The sequence below is a fragment of the Streptomyces sp. NPDC107454 genome (assembly GCF_055582885.1).
Window position 1 is genome coordinate 94,214 of the sequence record NZ_JBVJPA010000027.1, and the last position, 20,832, is coordinate 115,045.

Genomic DNA, 20,832 nt, shown 5'->3' on the forward strand with positions numbered 1-20,832 from the left:
TGTTACGAGCTTTTAGGGAGCGGGTGCGCTGTCGGGGACAATACCTACTCGAGTAGCACCGAATTCGGGATCTCAGCCCAGATGGTCTTGCCTGTGGAGGTCTGTCGACTGCCCCAGCGTTGGGTGAGTTGCGCGACGATGAACAGGCCCCGGCCGCCTTCGTCAAAGGCACGCGCGCGACGCAGATGGGGGGTAGCGCTGCTGGCGTCACTCACCTCACAGATGAGCTCGGTGTCATTGATCAGCCGGAGCTGCACTGGGGCACGGCCATACCGGATCGCATTGGTCACCAGTTCGCTGACGACCAGTTCCGTGACGTACTGCAACTCCAGCAAGTCCCAGGCCGTGAGTATCTCAGTCACCCATTTACGCGTGTGGCCCACAGCGGCTGGGTTGCCACCAGGCTCGCAGGTGGCCACACGATCGCCTCGAAGAACCTTGGTGCGAGTGAGCAAAAGCGCCGCGTCGTCCGTCCGGCGTTCGGGCAGCAGCCGTTTCAACAGCGTGTCGCAAGCGGCCTTCAAGGGGCGTTCCCGCCCGCCGAGAACCTCCCGGAACACCTGACACCCGGTCTCGTCGTCGCCGTTCACGCCCTCCAGCAGGCCGTCGGTGTAGAAGACGAGCACGGTTCCCTCCTGGAGCTCGAACTCCGCGACCTCAAACGGCAGGCCGCCCAGCCCAAGCGGCGGTCCGGCCGGCACATCCATAAACTCTGCGGTGCCGTCCGGCCGTACCATCACCGGCACGGGATGGCCTGCCCGGGCCATGACACAACGGCCGGACACCGGGTCGTACACAGCGTAGAGACACGTAGCACCCACCTCGGCGCGACCAGGTTCCATTCGGTCTCCGCTTATCGGCTCCCCCCGGTCCAGGCGCAGGACGAGGTCGTCCAGCTGCGTCAACAGTTCGTCAGGAGACAGGTCGACATCCGCGAGCGTACGCACCGCCGTACACAGCCGACCCATCGTCGCAGATGCCTGGATGCCGTGCCCCACTACATCGCCGACCACGAGAGCCACCCTGGTTCCGGACAACGGAATGACGTCGAACCAGTCCCCGCCGATCCCTATCTCCGGCTCGGCAGGCAGATAGCGAGACGCCACCTCTACAGCAGCACCGGCCTCACGGGGAGCGTGTTCGGGCAGCAGAGCACGTTGCAGGGCCAGAGCGGTGCCCCGCTCACGGGTGTACCGGCGTGCGTTGTCTATGCACACCGCAGCCCTGCTCGCCAGTTCCTCGGCCAGCAAGAGATCCTCATCCTCGAACGGGTCCGGCGTGCGGTGACGACAGAGAACGGCCACGCCCAGGGTCAGGCCTCGGGCGCGCAGCGGCACCAGCATGTTCGAGTGGATTCCATGCCGGCGTATCGACTCGGCACGCTCGGGTCGGCCTCTGCCCCACTCCTCCAACGACGCGGCGTCGGTCGGAACCAGCAAAGGTCGGCCGAGGGCCAGCGCCCGCCCGTGTGGTGCCTGGCTGGCATAACTGTGGAGGTCACCGAGGGGCACCACGGACTCCGGGCAGCCCGCAAGGACGGAGCGCTGGGCGGCCCGGCGGAAGACCAGTGACTCGCTCTGCTGGGTACTGCGGATTTCGTCACCGTCCAGCACCCGGTCCAGCAGATCCACGACCGCGAAATCGGCGAAGTGGTCCGTGACCACCTCGGTCAGCTCCTCCGCCGTGCGGGTGAGGTCGAGTGTGGTGCCGATTCGCTCGCTTCCTTCGACCAGCACGCTGAGCCGCCGACGTGCGCGATCTTGCCCAGTCGTATCGACAGCGGCGAGCGCGACACCCTCGATCCGGCCTGCCGGGGCCCTGACCGGGTACAGCGAGATCAGCCAGGCGCGAGGCTCTCTTTCGCCTGGAGCCTGGACGCACGCCTCGAAGGTCACCGTTTCGCCGGTACACAACACACGGTCTGCCGCCACGCCGATCCCCTCGGGGTCCGGCAGGGACCGTCCGGGCCCCAGCACTCCGAGGGACAGGCCAAGCAGATCTGGCGCGAAGCTGCTCAGCGCCCCGGTCGTGGCCGCGTTCACGGCCACACGCACCCCGTTGCGGTCGTAGAGCGCCATGGGCAACGGTACCTGTTCGAGCGCCCACTGCTTGAGAACGGCGGCCGCGGGAGGCCTCGCCTTCGCAGCTAGAGCGGTCGGGGCCGGCTCAGCCTGCACGAGCCAAAGAACACCGCCCACACGATCATGCACCGGGCGCAGACGCAGCAAAATCCGTACAGAACCGCCGTCGGCGCGCCGAAGGATCGCCCCTCCGCTCCACGGCTCGCCCTCTTGCCAGCATCGACTCAGGTCATGAGGGACGGGCTCGGCGAACAGTTCCCACACGCTGCTGCCCAGTATCTGCTGTGGTGCGAACCCGAGCGGATCGCCGGAACCGGATGCCCACGCCTTCGTCTCCCCGGAAGGCGCCACCACGCCGATGGCACCGACGTCGACGAGCACGGGCACTGGATCGTTGTTCATGGCGGTTCACAATCCGGGCCACGCCTTCCTGCCGCCATCGGGAGCACACAGAGGATGACCAGCCCCTACCAGCATGCTCCCGCGTCCAGCCCTCGTGCAATGCGGCACGTCGGGGACCAGCAAGCCTTCAGGCAACACCGCCGAGGACGTGCCTGGGCGTCTTTGGACGTGTTCCGGGGTGCTGACGAATGGGGTTGTCCGGCAGCGGGCCCGTGAGCGTGACCGGCTGTTTGCGGGCGTCCCGCCCTCCGGGGAGGGGCCAGCGAGGTGTAGCCGCAGTCGGCCAGATGCTCGACGCGCAGCAGACGAGGGTGCCTCGGCCGTGTGTGGATGCCGATTAGCACTTGGGCGGCGTTCGTGGTGGCATCGGTGGCGGCCACGTCCGTGATCACGTTGGCGCCCTTGAGGATGCACGCTTCGGCGAGATGGGCGACGCCTCCCTTCCTGCGAGGGTCCCCGGCTGGCGCAGCGGGCCGTGAGGTCGGCGCGATCGCCGTGGGGTGAGACGCTCACGGAAGTTGACTGGCACGCTGTGGTAGAAGCCTGGCTCGTCCAGCCCGGCATCGAGTCGGTGTTCACCATGGTCGACGCACGCGTGGTGCAAGGACGCGCACGTACCTGTGCAGTGAGGAGCAGGAAGTCCCGTACCGCACTTACGTGCCGGTGGGCGTGCCAGATCGTCACGAAGGTCAACGAGCGCCTCGGACAGACATGAGGAGTTGAGAGTGACGTTCTAGTGGAAAGCGTCGGTCGCAGCACAAACGGGCCTTCTTCCTCTCCGCGTTCGCGGCCCTGGCCGACCCGGCATCGCGGGAGGGGCCCCGGACACCGCCGCCGACCAGGAACCGGACGATCGCGCTGTCGGCGGAGGAGGCGCTGTTGCCGGTGCGGCGCGCAGGGCAGCGATGCCGGCGCGGGCCATCTGGCAGGTGACCGGGGCACTCTCGGCAAGCAGCTCGCGGTGCAGGCGGGTGATGCTCTCGCATCCGGCGGCGAACCGTCACTCCGGGTAAAGCCTATGAGGTCCAGCCTGTCGGCCCGGGCGATTCTCCGGGCAGATGTCCCCGGGCGATTCTCCCGGCGGGGGTCCTGCCAGTGCGTGGCGCCCGCCGGGGCAGCCCGGTGCTGAGCCCCCAACCCAGATGCTGGATCACCGCCCGTCGCGAGTGGCCTCGGGCGAGCAACTCGTGGACCAGGGCGTGCGCGGTCTTCGTGAGCTGAGCCGGACGTCGGGGCCCGGCGCTGAGTTGTTCGGCGGCGTGTCGACGTTCGTCGCCTTCGATCATGCCGAAATGCACAGGCATTCGCGGCGGGCAGTGACGCAGCTCTGCACGGCCCGGCCCGGGCCCTGCCGCAAATGGAACCGATCGGCGACCTGGCGGGTGCCGAGGTGCCGAGCCGGGCGTCCTGCAATGAGCGACCTGGTGGTCATGGAGCGCCCCTGCCGGAGTGTCGGCAGGGGCAGCCGCGCGGGTGTCAGTAACCCCAGCCCCAGCGGACCTGGGTGACGCCGGAGGAGTTGGTGTTCGACAGTCCGCTGCCGTTGTGGGCTTGCAGCGAGTAGGAGTCACCGGTGCGCAGTGCGGGCCAGTAGGAGCTGCCCATCCCGTCCGAGCGGGCCGTGTCGGTCACCGCGGCGAGGTAGGACTGGTACTGGCCGTTGTCGTGGTTGGTCAGGTAGTTGGTGCCGGTAGTCATCGGGGCGCCGAACTCGTCGATGATTGTCCGGCTGGTGTAGCTGCCGATACGGCTGTTGAGGTCCGACACCCAGGAGGATTCCTTGGTGTAGCTGTTCCAGTAGCCGTAGTAGTGCAGGGAAAGCAGTGTGCCGCTGAGGGCGGAGGAGGATCCGACGCCGGTCACGTTGTCGTTGTAGCCCGTGCCGCTGATGACGACCCGGCTTCTGGGGACGCTGGAGAACTGGGAGAGCCAGGAGGAGCAGACCGAGACCCACTGGCTCAGTGAGTAGCCGTAGGGCTCGTTCAGCGGCTCGAAGTACACGTTGGTGTTGCTGCCGTAGGCGCCGACCACGGTGGACCACATGGCCTTCCAGGCGGTCATGTCGGTGACGGTACCGACGCTGGTCTTCTCGGTCCAGGCACTGATGATCACCTTCATGCCGTCGGCGAGCGCCGCGTCAATCGCACCGCGATAGGCGCTCCACCAGGACTGGCTGACGCTGGGCGGATTGATCGGCAGGCGCACGGTGTTGGCGCCGAGGTTGGACTGGAACGCCTTGATGTAGTTGTTGGCGGTCGAGTAGACCTGCGCGTAGCTGTTTGATGCGGCCAGGCCGTCCGGGATCACCCACCCGGTGTTGTAGTTGTCCCGGGTGTCCGCCCAGTTGACGCCCTTGAACTGGTTGGTGGCGGCCGCGGCCGGCTGCGCCGGACCGACGACTAACTGGGAGGCGCAGATCACGGCTGCCACCGCGAGGAGACAGCCGAGCGTCTTCCGGGTGAACGTGCGAGTGGACATGGCTGCTCCGCGGCTACGAGGCCCCGTCCCGGGGGAAACTGTGATGGAATGTTGTTGAAGGATGCGCGACCCTGTCGGAAGGTTGAGGGCTTCGTCCTGCTCCGTCAAGCCTTCGGACAAGAACCGGTCGGCGGTCGCGTGAGTGGCAACTTCCCGGAATCTTCCAGCAGTTGATCGAAGGGCAGCCTGTCCCCGGCGCCATCGACCACGTCGCCGCGCAGTACGATCCTGCGCAGCTCGGTGAGCAGCCCGCTCCTCACCTGCTCGTCCTGCGTTGCCGCCTCCACCGCAGCGAGTGTCCCGGTCGGCGAGGCCATCGAGGCCGGTGGTCCTCCGCGACCCGGCCGGCACGGCGTCGCGTTCCTCACCGGAGAAATTTCACACCGCACAGCATTGAGGCCTCAGCGACATGGTGCGGGCCGCCAGGTGCGGACTTCCAGGTGGACGAACTGTGCGTCGGGGTGGATCCGTCCGGTCTCCACGAGCCATTGATGGACGGCGGCGATGACGTCTCCGCCGGCGGTGTCGACCCGGCGGGCGAAGTCGGCGGCGTCGAAACCGCCGGTCTGAGCGGAACCGTAGGAGCGTTCCTCTGTGTGGTCGGTGCGCTGGACGACCTCGCGGCGGATACCCGGGGAATCGGTACGGCTGCCCGAGGGGTGCACGTAGCCGGTCCTGGCGAGGCGGACAGTGAGAGCCAGGCGCAGGCCCAGGCGGGCTGCTTCGGCGATCAGGGGGCGCTGGCGGGCGGAGCCGGGGGCGATCGCCTGGGCCGCGACACGGCCGGTGCCGGAGGCGGTGGTGTGGCGGGCGGCGATGGAGGCCAATTCGGGGACCTCGGTGATACCGCCGGTTTCGACGGCATCCAGGACCTGCTGAAGAGCGGGGATGAAGGCCGCCCCCTTGTTCTTGGTGTAGAACTGCGAGACTGGGGAGGGGCCGCGGTTGATGATGCGGGCGATGTCGCGTTCGGTGTAGCCGGCCCGCTGAAGCCGGTCTGCGGGACGGGCTGCCTCGTTCAACTGCCCTTGCTGTCGGGGGGTACGGCGTCGGGCTGGCATTAGGCCTCCTGACCGGTGGCGGTGAGATCGGCGCGTCCCGCGTCCCTCAGGGTGAGAAGTTCTTCTTCAGTGGTGGGGGCGGTCAAGGGGCCGGTGAGGTGGCCTTTGAGGAGGTAGCCGCCGGGCTGATGGTGGTAGGGCCAGTTGTACGGCTGGGTGAGGTAGAGGGCGTCGGTGCGGAAGGCGACGACGGTGCCGGGCGGGGTGTGCAGGGCTTCGGCGTAGGTGTCGTCGTCGCGGTGGCGCTGGGTGAGCAGGGCGGCGCGAGCGGCGGCCCATTCGGGGTGGGCGTTGGGGTCACGGGCGAAGCCGGTGAGCTTCTGCCAGGTGATCAACTCGTCGTCGAGGCCGATGATTTCGGCACCGGCGGATACGTCGCGTTCCGAGGTGCTGGGAGTGGTGCCGGTGACCATGCATGGGCGCTGGGCGAAGGAGCCGATGCCGTACAGGAGGATGGAGCGCACGGCGCGGGAGGCAGATCCCCCAGCCGCACCGAGAGCTGCCAGATCGGCGTGTTCCTCGCCTACGCCACCGGCCGTGGACGCACGCTGATCGACCGGCGGCTGTATCTGCCCACGTCCTGGACGGACGACCGGGAACGATGTCGGCGGGCTGGTACCGGTGACGAGGTCGCGTTCGAGACGGAGGTGGCCATGGCCAAGACGATGGTCCGCCGGGCGTCGCCGACGGGACTCCGTTCGGCTGGGTGACCGCGGATGCCGCCGACGGTTTCAGCAAGGGCTGGCGGTTCGAGCTGGAGCAGGTGGACGTCTTCCACGTCATGGCCACCACCCGGCACGACACGGTCGTCACCCGCTGGGCACTCGACCACCCCGTCCACGATCTTTTCCCCGGTCTGCCACGACAGAAGTGGAAATGTTGTTCCTGCTACGAGGGCGCCCATGAACGGCAGGTCTGCGACTGGGCCCGTGTCGAGGTGCGGCCCTGGCACCGCGAGGACCGCCGGCACTGGGTGGTCGCCCGCCGCAGTGTCAGTCGGCCCGAAGAGGTCTCCTACTACACCGCCTACTGCCCCGCCGACACCACGCTGGACGAGTTCGTCCGCCTCGCCGGAAGCCGGTGGGCGGTCGAGGAGTGCTTCCAGAGCGCGAAGCGGGAGTACGTCCCGGACGACTACCAGGTCCGCCGCTACCCCGGCTGGCACCGCCGCATGACCCTCGCCATGGCCGCCCACGCCTGCCTCACCGTCCTGCGCGCCCGTGAACTCGACACCGGCAAAGCAGAAACGGATCCTCCCAGCGCGTCCACCTCAGCCTCGCCGAGATCCGACGCCTGATCACCCGCCTCACCCGCCGCCACCCCGCCCCGGTCGACCACATCGTGCACTGGTCAGCATGGCGTCGCCGACGCAAGCACCAAGCTCGCGTCAGTCACTACAAACGACGCGGACACAGCCCCTGAGCTGGCCAGCAGTCACAGCAAGCACTGTTGCAGCACAAGAAGCCGCGTTTGATTCTTACATGACAAGTCAGCGCTCCGGTTCAGGTCGTCGGCCTATCGAGCTTGCTCTCGCGGATTTGACGGGCGTCTGCTGAGGGCTGCTCCGGAACCGGTTCCTGCCCTCTCACGCGATCTGGCGGTTGCCCGGGCATGGGCGAGCTGCCACAGATGCGGGTCGGGCAATTGATTGGTGCCGGGGGACGGCTGTCCGAACAACTCCTCGGCGGTGAATCTCGTAGCCAGAAGCCGGTCGCACTCTGCCGGCGCACGATCAGGAGAACGTTCATGAAGCTGTTCAAGCGCAATCCCAGGCGTGTGGCTCGGCCGACGCGCGCCCGCGCGCTGCTGATGACCTCCTTCTCCGAAATCGTTCACTCGATTCGGTCGAACGGCGCCGAAAACGAAGGAGACACAAAGGTGAAGACAAAGCGTGTCCTGGGGAGCAAGTGGATGGGGCTGTCAGCGATGGCGCTGGCCCCGCTGGTGGTGATCGCATCCCCTGGCATGGCCTCGGCGGCCAGCACGGTGTGCCTGCAGAACTCGGACGGTTCCCAGACCGATATCGCCGGGAACTGGTCGACCCCCAACAAGACGCAGTCGATCGGTGTCCAGCACGCGTCTAACACCTGGCAGGACTGGGTGTGGCGGGGCCCCACGTTCCAGTGCCCCTGGAACGTTCCCAGCTGCTCCTATGCCTGGCAGCAGTCGAAGACGACGGGCTGGCAGTGGCAGGTCGGCCTCAACCTCAAGCTCCCGAGCGGCCTCAGCAAGGCCTGGAGCGAGCTCGCCGCCCTCACCCCCTCATACAACCGCAGCGGGTCTACCACCACCTCGTACACCTTCACGACCAACCTGTCCCCGGGGCAGTTCGCCCAGCCCATCCAGGTCGTGGAGCGCCGCTGGACGCAGGGCGTCTACCAGGGCATCTACCACTCCACCGGGAAGCAGTGCCTGCCGAGCCCGAGCAACCCGAACCACAATGCGTACGAGTTCACCTGGTCCAACGAGCGTTGGGGTGACTGGACGACCAACCTGAAGGTCAGCGACTACGGGACGTACAACGTCTGGAAGTGACACCGGTCCGCTGAGGAACCCCGCCGGCCGGCGGGGTTCCTCAGGCTCGCACACTTCCCGAACTCACCCGACAAACAGGACTCGATCTTGATGGTGCGTCGCTTTTCCCGTGTAGCCGCCGGTTCGATCGCGGCGCTCGTGTTCGGTCTGCTGACCGCCTGCAGCGGCCCGGCCCGCTCCACCCCTTCGGCCGCCGACGGCTCCACCGCCCCGGTCGCCGATGCCGGCACCTCCGGCACTGGCTCGGTGAAGACGCTGCCACCGTCGCACCTGTGCACCGCCCTGTCCGCAAGCGCCGCCCAGCGGCTCATCGCCGACGCCCGGCCCGTGGCCCGGGTCAGCCCCGACAAGGGTGACGCCCCGGACGTCTGCAACTACGCCACCGTCGACGGAACATCGACGCTGTCTCTCACCCCGGCCACCCGCGCCTACGACGCCGAACTGGCCGCCGCCCACAGCCTGCGGGCGAACCCGGCCCCGGCGGGGATGCGCGACGTGCGGGTCGACCCGGTGAGCGGCTTGGGCCGACAGGCCTTCCAGGAAACCGCCTATCAGGCACAGGCACGGCAGCACATCACCTTCGTCGTGTGGAACGCGGGAGCCCGGACCTGGGTGCTGACCTACGCGCACACGGCGGCCACCTCGGCCACGTCGGCCACCGCGCCGGACGACAAGGTGGTCCAGGTGGCCCGGTCCATCACCGCGAAACTGCCTGCCGGTCGATAAACTCTTCTCATCCGCAGATCCGCCGGTACGGCGCGTCCGGCACGTAGGTCCGCCACTGATCCGGCGTCAGCCCGCTGCCGCCGGCCCGCGTGCACACCTGCGTCAGGGCCCGGCCGGGGTCGACGACGTAACGCTGGAGCGGGACGTGCACGCTGCCCGCGTACAGGGCCGCGCCGTCGGGGCTGAAGGCCACCGAGTCGATCTCCTCGCCTGGTGTGGTCAGTTCGCCGCCCAAGCGCTGCTGAGTGGCCACGTCCCACAGTTGCAGTCCGCCCGTGGTGCCGGCGACCGCGAGGGTGCGGTCGTCGGGACTGAACGCGAGGGCTCTGACGCCCTCCGGGTCGGTGCCGAGGGGGCGGGGGAAGACGTTTTGCAGGATGCCCAGGCGGCGCCCGAGCTTTCCGCCCCAAAGGGTGACCCGGCCCGTCTGGTCGCCGGCCGCGAACAGGGAGCCGTCGGCGGCGAACGCCAGCGCACCGACCTCGTCGCCCTGCACCAGGTCGTGCGCGGTCGCCCGGCCCGAGGGCAGCCGGGCCACCCGGCCGTCGCCGACCAGCAGGGAGTCGTCCGGGCGGACGGCCAGGTGTCCGGCGGTCACGCCGGTGAGCCGGGTCATGCGGCGCCCCCGGCCGGTGTCCCACACCTCGTCCACCACGTCGCCCGCGTCGGTGGTGCGGGCGACGGACAGGATGTGGCCCTGCGGACCGAGCACCGTGCCGATCACCGCGCCGCCCGGCAGGTCGAGCGAGGTCACGGCCCGTGCGTGCGGCACGTCCCAGACCGTGAACGGCTGGTGCACCGCGTCCCGGCCGGGTGCCGAGACCCCGTACACGAACCGGGTGCCGTCGGAGCTGAACACCTGAAGGGGCAGAGTGTCGCCGGGCACCACCGGCAGGGTGGGGTCGCTGGAGACGGGGACGGGCATCGGAGGCAGGGTGCGCAGGACGTGGTTGTCCGCGGTCGCCTTCAGGCGGAACACGTAGTGGTCGCCGGTGCGCTGCGCGGTGGCGTAGGTGCGGCCGTCGGGGCTGATCCGTACGTCGTCCATCGCGCCGGAGCTCCAGGCTGTGGTGACGGACGGCCCCAGGTCGAGGGTGTGGACGGTGCCGCCCTCCAGGTAGCGAAGGGTGCGGCCGTTGCGGTCCCAGTGCAGGCCGCCGTAGAGGTACTGGTTGTTCAGGGATTGCCTCAGGACGGGTTCCCCGGAGGCCGTGAGCCGCCACACCCGGATCTCCCCGCGGTCGCATGACGCCACGAAGGCGCCGTCCGGGCTGAAGGACACGTACTGCGCGGTGGAGGCGTTCAGATCGGCGATCTGCTTGCCCGTCGTGGTGTCCCAGACGAGCACCTGGCTGCCCTTGGCGGCGGCGAGGCGGCCGGGGCCAAGGGCGAGGAGCGCGGTGTCTGCGTCGCAGACCCGGTCCTGCTGCCAGGCGCCGGGGAGTTCGCGGTGGGTGGAGATGTCCCACAGCTGCGGGGCCTGTCCGGTGGGGCAGACGGCGGCCTGGCGTCCGTCCTCGCTCAGCGCGGTCACCGCTACGTTCGATGCCTGGGCCTCGAACAGCACACGGCCGTCGGTGACCGCGCGGAGCCGTACCTGGTCCCCTTCGGCGGCCAGCAGCGCGCGGCCGTCGCCGGTGAAGTGGGGGTCGTCGGTCTGCAGCGGCGTGGAGCCGCCGGTCCACCGGCCCGCAGCCGTGTCCCACAGCCGCACGCCGTCGTTCCCGGCGACCGCGAGCACCCGGCCGCCACCGCCGATGTCGGTGGCGGTGCCCGACGGCAGCCGGCCTGTGCCGGTGCGACGGTGGGTGGTCACGTCCCAGGTGCTCCAGGTGCTCCCGCTGGAGCTGAGCAGGATGTGACCTCCGTGGGCGAGGGCGCGCCGGAGGCCGTCGCCAGGCGCGGGGTCGGTGAAGGTGTCCGTCTCCGGCTGGGCGAGGGAGCCGAGCAGGGCGCGGCGGGTCTCAGGCAGCTCGGCCATGCGCCAGGCGGCGGCGCCGAGCAGCAGCGCGGTGCGGGGGTCGGTGGTGCGCATCGCGTCGGCGACGTCGGCGACCCGGCGGGCCGCGTCCTGGGTGAGCTTGCGCTGGTTGGTGTCGTACTCGTACCAGCCGCCGAAGGCCGTCAGAAGCGCGATGGCGAGGACGGCGGACAGCGACACGGTCAGCAGCCGGTGCCTGCGGCTGATCCGGGCGGCGACCCGGCGCTCCGCCTCGCGGGCCTCCAGCGCAGCGGTGAGGAAGGACCGCTCCGTCACCGTCAGCGCGGGGTCGGCCCGGTGGTCCGGGATGAGCTCCTCGGCGCGGGCCAGGCGAATGCCCCGGTACAGGTCGCCGGAGTCGCGGTCGTGTTCCAGCCAGGTGCGGGCCGCGTCCGCGAGCATCTGGTGGTGGCGCAGCCGTTCGCGGTCCTCCTCGATCCAGCCGTGCAGCCGGGGCCAGCAGGTGATGAGCACCTCGTGGGCGAGCTGGACGCCGTCCTCGTCGGCGGTCAGCAGCCGGGCACCGGTCAGCCGCTCCACCACGACCGGCACGTCTGGGTCCGCCCACTCATCCAGCTCGGCGCGGGTGAGGGGACGGCGGGTGTCGGGGGTGCCCTGTCCCGGTACGACCATCCGCAGCAGCACATACCGGGCGGCGCGGGCCTGGGCCGGCGACAGACTGCCGTAGACCTCCTCCGCGGTCGCCGCGATGGCGCCGCGCACGCCGCCGGCCGCCTCGTATCCGGCGAGTGTGAGCATCCGTCCTCTGCGGCGGCGCCAGGTTTCGAGGAGGACGTGCGAGAGCATCGGCAGGCCGCCGGGCTCGTCCAGCACCTCGTCCACCAGGCGGGAGGTCAGCGTCCGCTCCACGAGGCACCCGGCCGCCTGCGCCGGTCCGGCCACCGCCTCGCGCAGCTCGGCCGCGGTCATCGGGCCGAGCAGCAGCGCGGCGCCGCTCAGCGCGTCCGCCAGGCCTCGGTGCTCGGCACAGCGGACGTAGAAGTCGGCGCGTACGGCGACCAGCACCCGCAGCCGGACGGCCGGGTCGCGCGCAGCGAGCAGCATGTCCAGGAAGCGGGAGCGCTCCTGCGGATTGTGGCAGAGGGTGAAGACCTCCTCGAACTGGTCCACCACGACCCAGCTCTCCGGCTCGTCGTCGGCCGGGGCGAGGAGACGGCCGTAGGTCGTGGCGGGCGTTGGTCCCGGGGTGAGGATCCGCAGACTCGCCGGGCGCCCGCGCGCCGCAATCTCCTCCCGCAGCTGCGGGATCAGTCCGGCTCGCAGCAGCGAGGACTTCCCACTGCCCGACGGGCCGAACAGCACCGCGAACTGGTGCCCGCACACCAGCTTGCCGACCTCGTCGACCACACGGTCCCGCCCGAAGAACAGGTGCCGGTGGTCCAGCTCGAACCGGGCGAGACCGCGATACGGCGCGGGCACGTCGTGCACGTCCTCGGCAGGAGCCCGGCGTGTCTGCGCTTCGGCCTCCTTCCAGCGCACCTCCCACTCGCCCGCATCGCCCCCGCAGGCGCGCACATACCCCAGGACGACGGCGAGAGACGGCAACCGCTCCCCGGCGGCAGCCTGCGACAGCGTCGTCGCCGAGAAACCCGCCGCCTCGGCCATCCCCCGGTATGAAGGGCTTCCGGCGGCCCGGCGCAGCTCCCGCATCTCGTGGGCGAGCCACTGAACGGGACCGGCGGTCGGATCCAGCGGTCTTTCCGGACGTCCCACGGACAAGTACCTCCATACGCGTGGCGAGCCACTTCACAAGTGCGGCGTCAGAGATGACGACCATATGCAGCGCTGCCTTTCACCCCGGAGAACTTGAGGTAGATCAGAGGAGTCCGACGGTCAGGTCGTTTCTGATGGTTCTTGCTGGTATGGGTGGATCAGTGCATGGTCTGGGCAAATGCGCCTCATGGTGCGACGGCATGAGCTGACTGACGCGCAGTGGCAGAAGACCGAGCGTGACTGCCCGCCAACGGCAATCCTGGCGCGCAGTGGGCCGATCACCGCACAGTGATCAACGGAGTGCTGTACCGGGCCCGTACCGGCGTGCCCTGGCCGGACCTGCCCGAACGGTTCGGTCCTTGGCAGACCGTCTACGAGCGGCACCGCCGATGGGCGGCGGACGGCACCAGGCGGCAGATCCTGGGCGGGTTACAGGTCGAGGCCGATGCCAGCGATCCCGACGGGGCACTTGCCAAGGCGGTGGAAACGCAGAACGCACAGCCCGGGCAGGCGTGGGCGGTGAACATCGACTCCACGTCCTGCCTGGCGCACCAGCATGCGGCCGGGGCTCGTCACCAGCCGCCGCGCAACTTTCCGCAAAAGGGGGCGGTACGCGTGTGGAGGCGGATGGGCGGGAGGCGCTGGGGCGCTCGCGGGGCGGACTGACCAGCAAGGTCCATCTGTTGTCCGACGACCGGGCCCACTCGCTGACCTGGCAGAGCGTACGTCTTGCCCATGCCGCCTTCGCCGCGCAGGACGATGACCGCAGTGGCCCGCTCCTGCGGCAGCAGCACACCGGCCTTGGTATCACTGGGCGGCCATCCAGAACGGCCCTGAGCGGGCGGCTCGTCCAGCATGAGCACCCGCCGCTGCCAGGGAAACCGGTGCTGCTGCATCAACATGCTCTCCCCGGCGCGCGGGGCCGACTGCCGCAGCCACCCTAGAACCGACAGGAGCGGCAGCCTGGTGCCAGGAAGCAGCGTTCCGGCCGCCCTCCATGCCCTGGCTGTCCGTCATCCCTGCTCTGCGGCTTCCCGGTCCTGAACCGGCCCACCCCGAGATCCGTCGCGACGAGCTGCGGGCCCTCCTGGAGCGGCTCACTGGCAGCCCCGGCGCCGGATCCCCCCTGCCTAGCATCGACATCACGTCGGCTGTGGGCGCCAGCCTGTGACACCATCAACTGTCCGCGATCAACTGCGTACGCTGTCGCGCCGCCTGCTCCTATGTGCCGGCGCCCTCGGCGAGCCCGTGGATGAAGTGCCGCCATGGACGGCGCCCTCAGGCCGGCATGCCACGATCGGCGGTGACAGATGGCCTGGAGGGAGAGAAGGCAGGATGGCCGGGCAGCAGAGGGTGTCGAAGGCGTCACCGCGGCGGGCTGGGCCGAGTGGTCCGCAGCCGGGGGTCGAGGACCACGGGGCGGGGCCGAGAGAGGGAGCCGGGGTTGAGGAAAGTCAGGACAGGACGGTGGCCGAGCGGCTAGGGCTGGCCCAGGGCGTGCTGTCGCCCGCCGAACACAAGATCGCCCGAGCGTTGTTGGCGCACTATCCCGCAGCGGGCCTGGAGTCCACGTCGCAGCTGGCGGCTCGGGCGGGGGTGAGCCCGCCCACGGTCGTCCGGTTCGTGGTGCGGCTCGGGTTCTCGGGCTACCGGGACTTCCAGCAGTCCTTGCGGGATGAGGTGCAGGCGAGGCGCGCGTCCCCGCTGACCCTCGCAGCGCTGGTCGACGAGGTCACGCGCACCTCCGAACTGGCGGCTGCGACGGCCGAGGTGGGGCGGTCCGTACTGGAGCGGACCTTCGCGTCGCTGCCGGAGCATCAGTTCGACCGGGTGGTGGAGCTGATCTGTGACCCCGCCCGGCGGATCGCCTGCTTCGGCGGCCGGTTCTCGCAGCTCCTGGCTCAGTACTTCGACCTGCATCTGCGCCTGATGAGGCCGGGCACGCTGGTGCACACCCAGTCGCCGGGCACCGATGCGGGCTTCCTGGTAGACCTTGGCCGACGCGATGTGTGCGTGGTGTTCGACTTCCGCCGTTACCAGCGCAGCACGGTCGAGCTGGCCAGGTTCGCCCACGCGCGTGGCGCACAGGTCGTCCTGGTCACGGATCCTTGGTTGTCACCGGTCGCCGAGTTCGCGGATGTCGTCCTCCCGACACGCGTGGAGGCCCCAAGTCCGTTCGACAGCATCGTGGCGCCGACTGCCCTGGTGGAAGCTCTGGTCGCCGCCGTCCACCGGAAACTTGGGCCATCCGCCGAAGCGCGGATGAAGGCCGCGGAGGAGGCTTCGGGGGACCTGACCACCGAGTGAGCCGGGAGATCAGCGCGACGCGACGCCACCCAGTCGATGAAATGAATGTTTCATATCGGATCACCTATTGACGTCGGTCTGAAATGAATATTTCATTGCCTGACTCGGGCCGCGGCACAACGCGCCCCCGTCTCCGTTCGGAGCGCTCCATGTCGGATTACCTTCGCGCCCCTCGTAAGTTGCGCCTGTGGGAAGCTCTGGCGCTGTCCGTGGGCCTGATGGGCCCGACCCTGGCCATGGGCCTGAACGGGGCCGGTGTCGCGGCCACCGTCGGCAAGGCGGTCCCACTGGTCTTCCTGCTGGGGCTGATCGGTGTCGGGCTGGTGGGTTACGGCTTCTGGCGGCTCACCCAGCACTTCAACCACGCCGGATCGGTGTACGCGCTGGCCGGGGTGACGATCGGCCCGCGCGCGGGGTTCTTCGGCGGTTTCGCCCTGCTGGGCTCGTACACGGCCTTCCTCACCTGCTCGCTCGCCGCGACCGCTGTCTTCACACAGGCGTTCCTGGGTGCCCTGGGTGTGTCCCTGTCCCTTTCCTGGGTGATCACCGCGGTGCTCGCGGCCGCGGGAGTGGGCGCGCTCAACTCCCGGGACGGCCGGGTCACCGCCCGGACACTGCTCGTCGTCGAGGGCATAGGCATCCTGGCGATGCTGGTCCTCACCGCGGTCGTCCTGGGACGCACGGCGAGCGGCTCCGCGCCACGCGGCCAGACCTTCGACCTGTCGGTGTTCAGCCTCCAGGGCACCACGGTCAACACCGCGATGACCGCCACCGTGTTCGCCTTCCTGTCCTGGGCCGGATTCGAGGCGTGTGCGTCGCTCGGCGAGGAGACCGACAACCCTCGGCGCAACATCCCGCGGGCGCTGGCCGGCAGCGTCCTGCTGACCGGGGTTCTGTACATCCTGGTGATGTTCGCCCAGACGATCGGCTTCGGAACGGACGCGAAGGGCATCGCCGCCTTCGGGTCGGCCCAGTCGGCGCTGTCGACCTTGTCGGGGCAGTACATCGGCACCTGGTTCGCGCTCGTGGTCGCGTTCAGCGCGGTGGCCTCCGCGTTCGCCGCCGCACTGTCCTCCGCGGCCGCCGCGTCCCGGATCGTCTACGCCCTCGCCCGGGACGGCTTCGGCCCTCGGACCCTGGCCCGCACGCACCCGGTCACCGGTTCCCCCACGACCGCTCTGTGGCTGGTGTGCACTGTGGCCGCGGTCATCACGGCCGTCATGTACGCCGTCGGCACCGGCGCCTTCGACGCCTACTACTGGTACGCCACCATCGGTGTGCTGTGCGTCCTCGTCGCGTACGCCGTCGCCGGAGCCGGGGTCATCGCCTTCATCGTCTCCGGACGCGGCCACATCCCCCGCTACGAACTGGTGCTGCCAGTGCTGGGCCTCGGGTACCTCGCCTTCGTCCTCTACGAACAGTGCACCGGCCAGTCCGCTCCCTACAGCTGGTTCCCGTGGATCGTGGCGGTGTGGTGCCTGGCCGGAGTGGCGGTCGTGGTCTTCGCCCCGTCGCTCACCCGGCGCATCGGCGCCCGGTTGGCCGGAGAGTTCGGCCAGACCACGGCCTCTGCCCCGGCGGGGGAGATCGCCGGAGCAGGGTCGTGAGCCTTCGCTCGGCCACCCCCGGCACCCTCACCGCCCCCGCCCCTCACCCCCAGGAGTCCCGGATGGACCATCCCGCCTCGGTCTTCGTCGCGACCTGCGACCTGGCAGGACAGGTGAGGGGCCGGGCCGCGCCCTTCGCAGACCATGCCAGCGTCCTGCGGACCGGCACCGGGTGGGTGCCTGCCGACCTGGCCATCTCGGCGTTCGGCACGATCGCCCCGGACAACGTCTTCGGTTCCCTGGGAGACCTACGGCTGCTCCCCGACGCCGCGACCGGCGTCGACATCCCGGCCGACGGCCCGCACCCGGGCCTGCGCCTCTACCTCGCCGACCAGGTCCTCCCGGACGGGAGCCCCTGGCCCTGCTGCCCGCGTACGTTTCTGCGCGATGCTCTGGCGGAACTGCGGGAGCGGACCGGTCTCACCGTCGTGGCATCCGTGGAGCACGAGTTCGTCCTCGGCGGTCTCCCCGACAGCAGCCCGTTCTCCCTGGCACGCTTCCGCGACGCCGAGCCGTTCGGCTCCGACCTGGTCGAGCTCCTCCAGCAGACGGGGCTGCAGCCGGAGAACTGGCTGCCGGAGTACGGAGACGGCCAGTTCGAGATCACCCTGCGGCCTGCACCCGCGCTGATCGCGGCCGACCGGGCGGTCCTGCTCAGGGAGCTGGTCCGCGATCTGGCCCGCCGCCGGGGGCTGCCTGTCACCTTTGCACCCCTGCTCGACCCGGCGGGCGTGGGCAACGGCGTCCACCTCCACCTCAGCCTGCGCGACCGCGACGACCGGCCCGTCCTGTACGCGCCGCAGCGCCCGGGACGGCTCTCCGCACTCGGGGCGAAGTTCGCCGCGGGCATCCTGCGCCACGCGGCGGCACTGACCGCTTGGACGGCACCGAGCGCGGTGTCCTTCCTGCGCCTGACACCGCACCGCTGGAGCGCGGGCGGGGTCTTCCTCGCCGAACGCAACCGCGAGGCGCTGCTGCGGATCTGCCCGACCACCCGGCTCGGCGGCGCGGATCCCGCCGGGCAGTTCAACCTGGAGTACCGGGCCGCCGACGCAACCGCGAACCCGTGGCTGGCCCTGGGCGTTCTGGTCCGCGCCGGCCTGGAGGGCCTGACCCGCGACTACCCGGAACCGACCGTGTGGCCCGAGGACACCAAGGAGTCCGACCTGGCCGACGTACCTGCTCTGCCCGCCTCCCTGGAGCTGGCGCTGGACGCACTGGAGTCCGACGACGTCGTCCGCTCCTGGTTCGACCCGAACCTGCTCGCCACCCACCTGTCCGTCAAGCGCCACGAACTGGCGCAACTCGACGCTCTCGACGAACCGGCACGTATCCGGAAGGTCTGCGATGTCTACTGATGCGTTCGTCGGCGACGCGCCCGCCGGCCCACTCGCGACCGCGATCGGGTCGCTCCCCCTGGTGGACCACCACGTCCACGGCGCCCTGCGCAACGACGTCGGCCGGACGGCCCTGGAGGAGATGCTCACCGAGTCCGACCGCCCAATACCGCAGTGGATGACGCAGTTCGACTCCCAGATCGGCTTCGCGGTACGACGCTGGTGCGCCCCCGTGCTGGGCCTGCACCCGCACGCCGACCCGGACGCCTATGTGGCCGCGCGCCGGGAACTGGGCGCCCGTGAGGTCGCCCGTCGGCTGCTTGCGGCCAGCGGAATCGACCACTACCTCCTGGAAACCGGCTACAAGGGCGACGAGATCTTCGACGTCGCACAGATGGCGGAGGTCTCGCAGCGCCGCGTCGACGAGGTGGTCCGGCTCGAAGCGGTCCTGGAAAAGCTCGCCGCCGATGGCGTATCCGCAGGCGACGTACCCGAGCGGTTCCGGCGGACGCTGGCGGCCCGCGCCGCCCACGCTGTCGGCCTCAAGAGCATCGTCGCCTACCGGCACGGCTTCGACTTCGACCCCGAGCGGCCGACGGACGAGGAGGTGGTGCGGGCGGCCGGTGGCTGGCTGCGCAGGCATGACGCGACAGGCTCGGCCCGCGTCGACGACCCGGTGCTGCTCCGCTTCGCCCTGTGGTGCGGTGTCGACCGCGGCCTGCCCATTCAACTGCACGCCGGCTACGGCGACCCGGACGTCGAACTGCACCGCTGCGACCCGCTGCTGCTCACCCGCTTCATCAAGAACGTCGAGCCGCACGGGACCGACCTGCTGCTCCTGCACTGTTACCCCTTCCACCGCAATGCCGGCTATCTGGCGCAGGTGTTCCCGCACGTCTACTTCGACGTCGGCCTCGGAGTGAACTACACCGGCGCGCGCTCCGACGCGGTCGTCGCCGAGTCGCTGGAGCTGGCACCGTTCGCGAAGATCCTCTTCTCCTCCGACGCCTGGGGGCCGCCGGAGCTGCACCACCTTGGTGCCCTCCTGTGGCGGCGGGGGATGCTCCGGGCCCTGGAACGTTGGGTCGACAGCGGCGAATGGACCGTCAGCGACGCCGTCCGGGTGGCCCATATGATCGGGCGCGACAACGCCCGCCGGGTCTATCGACTGCAAGCCGACACACCAGGAGCGGGAGAAACGGAAGCCGGCCGATGAACACCGACACCGCCATGGACACCGGCATCCAGCACGTCCTGCGGGCCGCGCTGGCGCGCGAGCTCCCGGACGCCGTCACCCTGCGCCACCGGCTGCACGCCGAACCTCGCCTGTCGGGCGACGAGAGCACCACACGGGACCTCGTGCTGGCCGCGCTGCCGGCCTCCAGCAGGGTCACCGAAGTCGCCGACACCGGCGCGATCGTCCGAGTGGGCGGCCCCGGACCGGCCATCGCCGTACGCGGCGAGCTGGACGCCCTGGAAGTCACCGAGCGCACCGGCGCACCCTGGCCGTCCCGCCGTCCGGGCGTGATGCACGCCTGTGGCCACGACGTCCACCTCGCAGCCGTCGTCGCCCTGGCCCGGGCCGTGCACCACGTCGGTGGGCCCGCGCCGCTGCTGGCCGTCCTGCAACCGCGCGAGGAGACCTACCCGTCGGGCGCCAAGGACATCACCACGGACGGTGTGCTGGAGCGCGAGGAGTGCCGGGCCGCCGTCGGCGCGCACGTGCAGCCACTGCTGCCCGAGGGGACGGTCGCCTGCACCCCGGGAGTCGTCAACGCCTCCTCGGACGAGTTCACGGTGACGGTCCGGGGCACCGGCGGTCACGCCGCATACCCCCACCTCACCCACGACCCTGTGGCGGCCCTGGCCCATGTCGTGGTCGCCCTGCAGAGCGTGGTCAGCCGCGGCATCGACCCCATGTCCTCGGTGGTGCTGAGCGTCACCACGCTCGAAGCCGGCACGGCCGCCAACGTCGTACCGGGCCAGGCGGTCGCCCGCGGCACCGTACGGGCCATGCGTACGGCGGACCGCGACACCCTCCTGGAGCGGCTCGCGCACACGGCGCACCTGGTGTCCCGCACCCACGGCTGCACCGCCGAGGTCGAGGTGATCCGCGGCGAGCCGGTGCTGGACAACGACGCCGCACTGGCGGCGACCACCGGACTGTTGCTGAGCTCGCTGGGCCTCACCGTCGTGCCGGCCCTGCGGTCCGCAGGCTCCGACGACTTCTCCTACTTCTCCGAGCGCATGCCGTCACTGATGATGTTCGTCGGCACTCACGGCGGCACCGAGCGGCTGCACTCACCGACATTCCTGCCCCCGGACCAGGCTGTCCACGACGTCGCCCACGCCCTGCTGGCCGGATACGTCGCAGCCGCTGGTCGACTGACAGTGAGGATTGGCGATGGCATCGCTCGGGGGGCTGACTCCTCGACTGACTGACGCTTCGGCTGTCCCTCTCGGGAATCGTCGGCCTGCCGAGCGGTACCGCTTGGCACGTGGCCGGTCGGGCGTCTGTGACTTCATGGGAGCCCGGCCAAAGGTCCCGTCACTGTCTTGTCCGTCTGCCGGCCGGCACGTGCC

13 protein-coding genes and 2 pseudogenes are annotated in these 20,832 nt (G+C 70.0%); 9 read left to right on the forward strand and 6 right to left on the reverse strand.

Annotated elements, in window-relative coordinates:
• Positions 1-44 precede the first annotated feature (44 nt).
• The 5 genes from ACZ69M_RS46225 to ACZ69M_RS46245 form a co-directional block, all read right to left on the reverse strand.
• Positions 45-2,483 carry a SpoIIE family protein phosphatase gene (locus ACZ69M_RS46225; protein ID WP_470059731.1) on the reverse strand — a complete coding sequence of 813 codons (2,439 nt, stop codon included), beginning with the start codon at positions 2,481-2,483 and terminating at the stop codon, positions 45-47.
• 1,476 nt (positions 2,484-3,959) lie between these two features.
• Complete coding sequence (locus ACZ69M_RS46230; RefSeq protein ID WP_470059732.1) at positions 3,960-4,961, reverse strand: cellulase family glycosylhydrolase; 1,002 nt, start codon at positions 4,959-4,961, stop codon at positions 3,960-3,962.
• 104 nt (positions 4,962-5,065) lie between these two features.
• Positions 5,066-5,278: a hypothetical protein gene (locus ACZ69M_RS46235; protein ID WP_470059733.1), complete on the reverse strand. Its 213-nt coding sequence runs from the start codon at positions 5,276-5,278 to the stop codon at positions 5,066-5,068.
• An 84-nt stretch (positions 5,279-5,362) separates the two neighbouring features.
• Complete coding sequence (locus tag ACZ69M_RS46240) at positions 5,363-5,983, reverse strand: helix-turn-helix domain containing protein (protein WP_470059734.1); 621 nt, start codon at positions 5,981-5,983, stop codon at positions 5,363-5,365.
• 38 nt (positions 5,984-6,021) lie between these two features.
• On the reverse strand, positions 6,022-6,486 hold the full coding sequence (locus ACZ69M_RS46245) for a hypothetical protein (RefSeq protein ID WP_470059756.1): 465 nt from the start codon (positions 6,484-6,486) through the stop codon (positions 6,022-6,024).
• A gap of 21 nt (positions 6,487-6,507) precedes the next feature.
• Between ACZ69M_RS46245 and ACZ69M_RS46250 the strand changes: the two are divergent.
• The 3 genes and pseudogenes from ACZ69M_RS46250 to ACZ69M_RS46260 all read left to right on the forward strand — a co-directional run.
• A pseudogene (locus ACZ69M_RS46250) lies at positions 6,508-7,319 on the forward strand (IS701 family transposase); the annotation flags it as partial.
• Between the two features lie 581 nt (positions 7,320-7,900).
• On the forward strand, positions 7,901-8,557 hold the full coding sequence (locus ACZ69M_RS46255) for a hypothetical protein (RefSeq protein WP_470059735.1): 657 nt from the start codon (positions 7,901-7,903) through the stop codon (positions 8,555-8,557).
• A gap of 90 nt (positions 8,558-8,647) precedes the next feature.
• The gene (locus ACZ69M_RS46260) at positions 8,648-9,283 is read left to right on the forward strand and encodes a hypothetical protein (RefSeq protein WP_470059736.1); all 636 of its coding nucleotides are present in this window, start codon (positions 8,648-8,650) and stop codon (positions 9,281-9,283) included.
• Positions 9,284-9,290: 7 nt separating this feature from the next.
• Here ACZ69M_RS46260 and ACZ69M_RS46265 read toward each other — a convergent pair whose 3' ends face one another.
• Entirely contained in the window at positions 9,291-12,998 is a 3,708-nt protein-coding gene (locus ACZ69M_RS46265) for an nSTAND1 domain-containing NTPase (RefSeq protein WP_470059737.1), read from the reverse strand.
• 187 nt (positions 12,999-13,185) lie between these two features.
• On the opposite strand from ACZ69M_RS46265, the pseudogene ACZ69M_RS46270 reads away from it, so the two are divergent.
• The 6 genes and pseudogenes from ACZ69M_RS46270 to ACZ69M_RS46295 form a co-directional block, all read left to right on the forward strand.
• Positions 13,186-13,681: pseudogene (locus ACZ69M_RS46270) on the forward strand (IS5 family transposase); the annotation flags it as partial.
• A 784-nt stretch (positions 13,682-14,465) separates the two neighbouring features.
• Positions 14,466-15,305, forward strand: coding sequence for a MurR/RpiR family transcriptional regulator (locus ACZ69M_RS46275; RefSeq protein ID WP_470059738.1), 840 nt, complete (start codon positions 14,466-14,468; stop codon positions 15,303-15,305).
• Positions 15,306-15,454: 149 nt separating this feature from the next.
• Positions 15,455-16,912 (forward strand): APC family permease, encoded by a 1,458-nt coding sequence (locus ACZ69M_RS46280; protein WP_470059739.1) that lies wholly within the window; start codon positions 15,455-15,457, stop codon positions 16,910-16,912.
• Positions 16,909-18,270: a glutamine synthetase family protein gene (locus tag ACZ69M_RS46285; RefSeq protein ID WP_470059740.1), complete on the forward strand. Its 1,362-nt coding sequence runs from the start codon at positions 16,909-16,911 to the stop codon at positions 18,268-18,270. The genes ACZ69M_RS46280 and ACZ69M_RS46285 overlap by 4 nt, the downstream gene beginning before the upstream one ends.
• Positions 18,260-19,465: an amidohydrolase family protein gene (locus tag ACZ69M_RS46290; protein ID WP_470059741.1), complete on the forward strand. Its 1,206-nt coding sequence runs from the start codon at positions 18,260-18,262 to the stop codon at positions 19,463-19,465. The genes ACZ69M_RS46285 and ACZ69M_RS46290 overlap by 11 nt, the downstream gene beginning before the upstream one ends.
• The gene (locus ACZ69M_RS46295) at positions 19,462-20,691 is read left to right on the forward strand and encodes a M20 metallopeptidase family protein (protein WP_470059742.1); all 1,230 of its coding nucleotides are present in this window, start codon (positions 19,462-19,464) and stop codon (positions 20,689-20,691) included. Before ACZ69M_RS46290 ends, ACZ69M_RS46295 begins: the two co-directional genes overlap by 4 nt.
• Positions 20,692-20,832: the final 141 nt, after the last annotated feature.

What these genes read in the sequence shown, in the direction of transcription:
- ACZ69M_RS46225 (WP_470059731.1), bottom strand. Translation starts at nt 2,483, where the DNA reads ATGAACAACGATCCAGTGCCCGTGCTCGTCGACGTCGGTGCCATCGGC.
- ACZ69M_RS46230 (WP_470059732.1), bottom strand. Translation starts at nt 4,961, where the DNA reads ATGTCCACTCGCACGTTCACCCGGAAGACGCTCGGCTGTCTCCTCGCG.
- ACZ69M_RS46235 (WP_470059733.1), bottom strand. Translation starts at nt 5,278, where the DNA reads ATGGCCTCGCCGACCGGGACACTCGCTGCGGTGGAGGCGGCAACGCAG.
- ACZ69M_RS46260 (WP_470059736.1), top strand. Translation starts at nt 8,648, where the DNA reads ATGGTGCGTCGCTTTTCCCGTGTAGCCGCCGGTTCGATCGCGGCGCTC.
- ACZ69M_RS46280 (WP_470059739.1), top strand. Translation starts at nt 15,455, where the DNA reads ATGTCGGATTACCTTCGCGCCCCTCGTAAGTTGCGCCTGTGGGAAGCT.
- ACZ69M_RS46290 (WP_470059741.1), top strand. Translation starts at nt 18,260, where the DNA reads ATGTCTACTGATGCGTTCGTCGGCGACGCGCCCGCCGGCCCACTCGCG.
- ACZ69M_RS46295 (WP_470059742.1), top strand. Translation starts at nt 19,462, where the DNA reads ATGAACACCGACACCGCCATGGACACCGGCATCCAGCACGTCCTGCGG.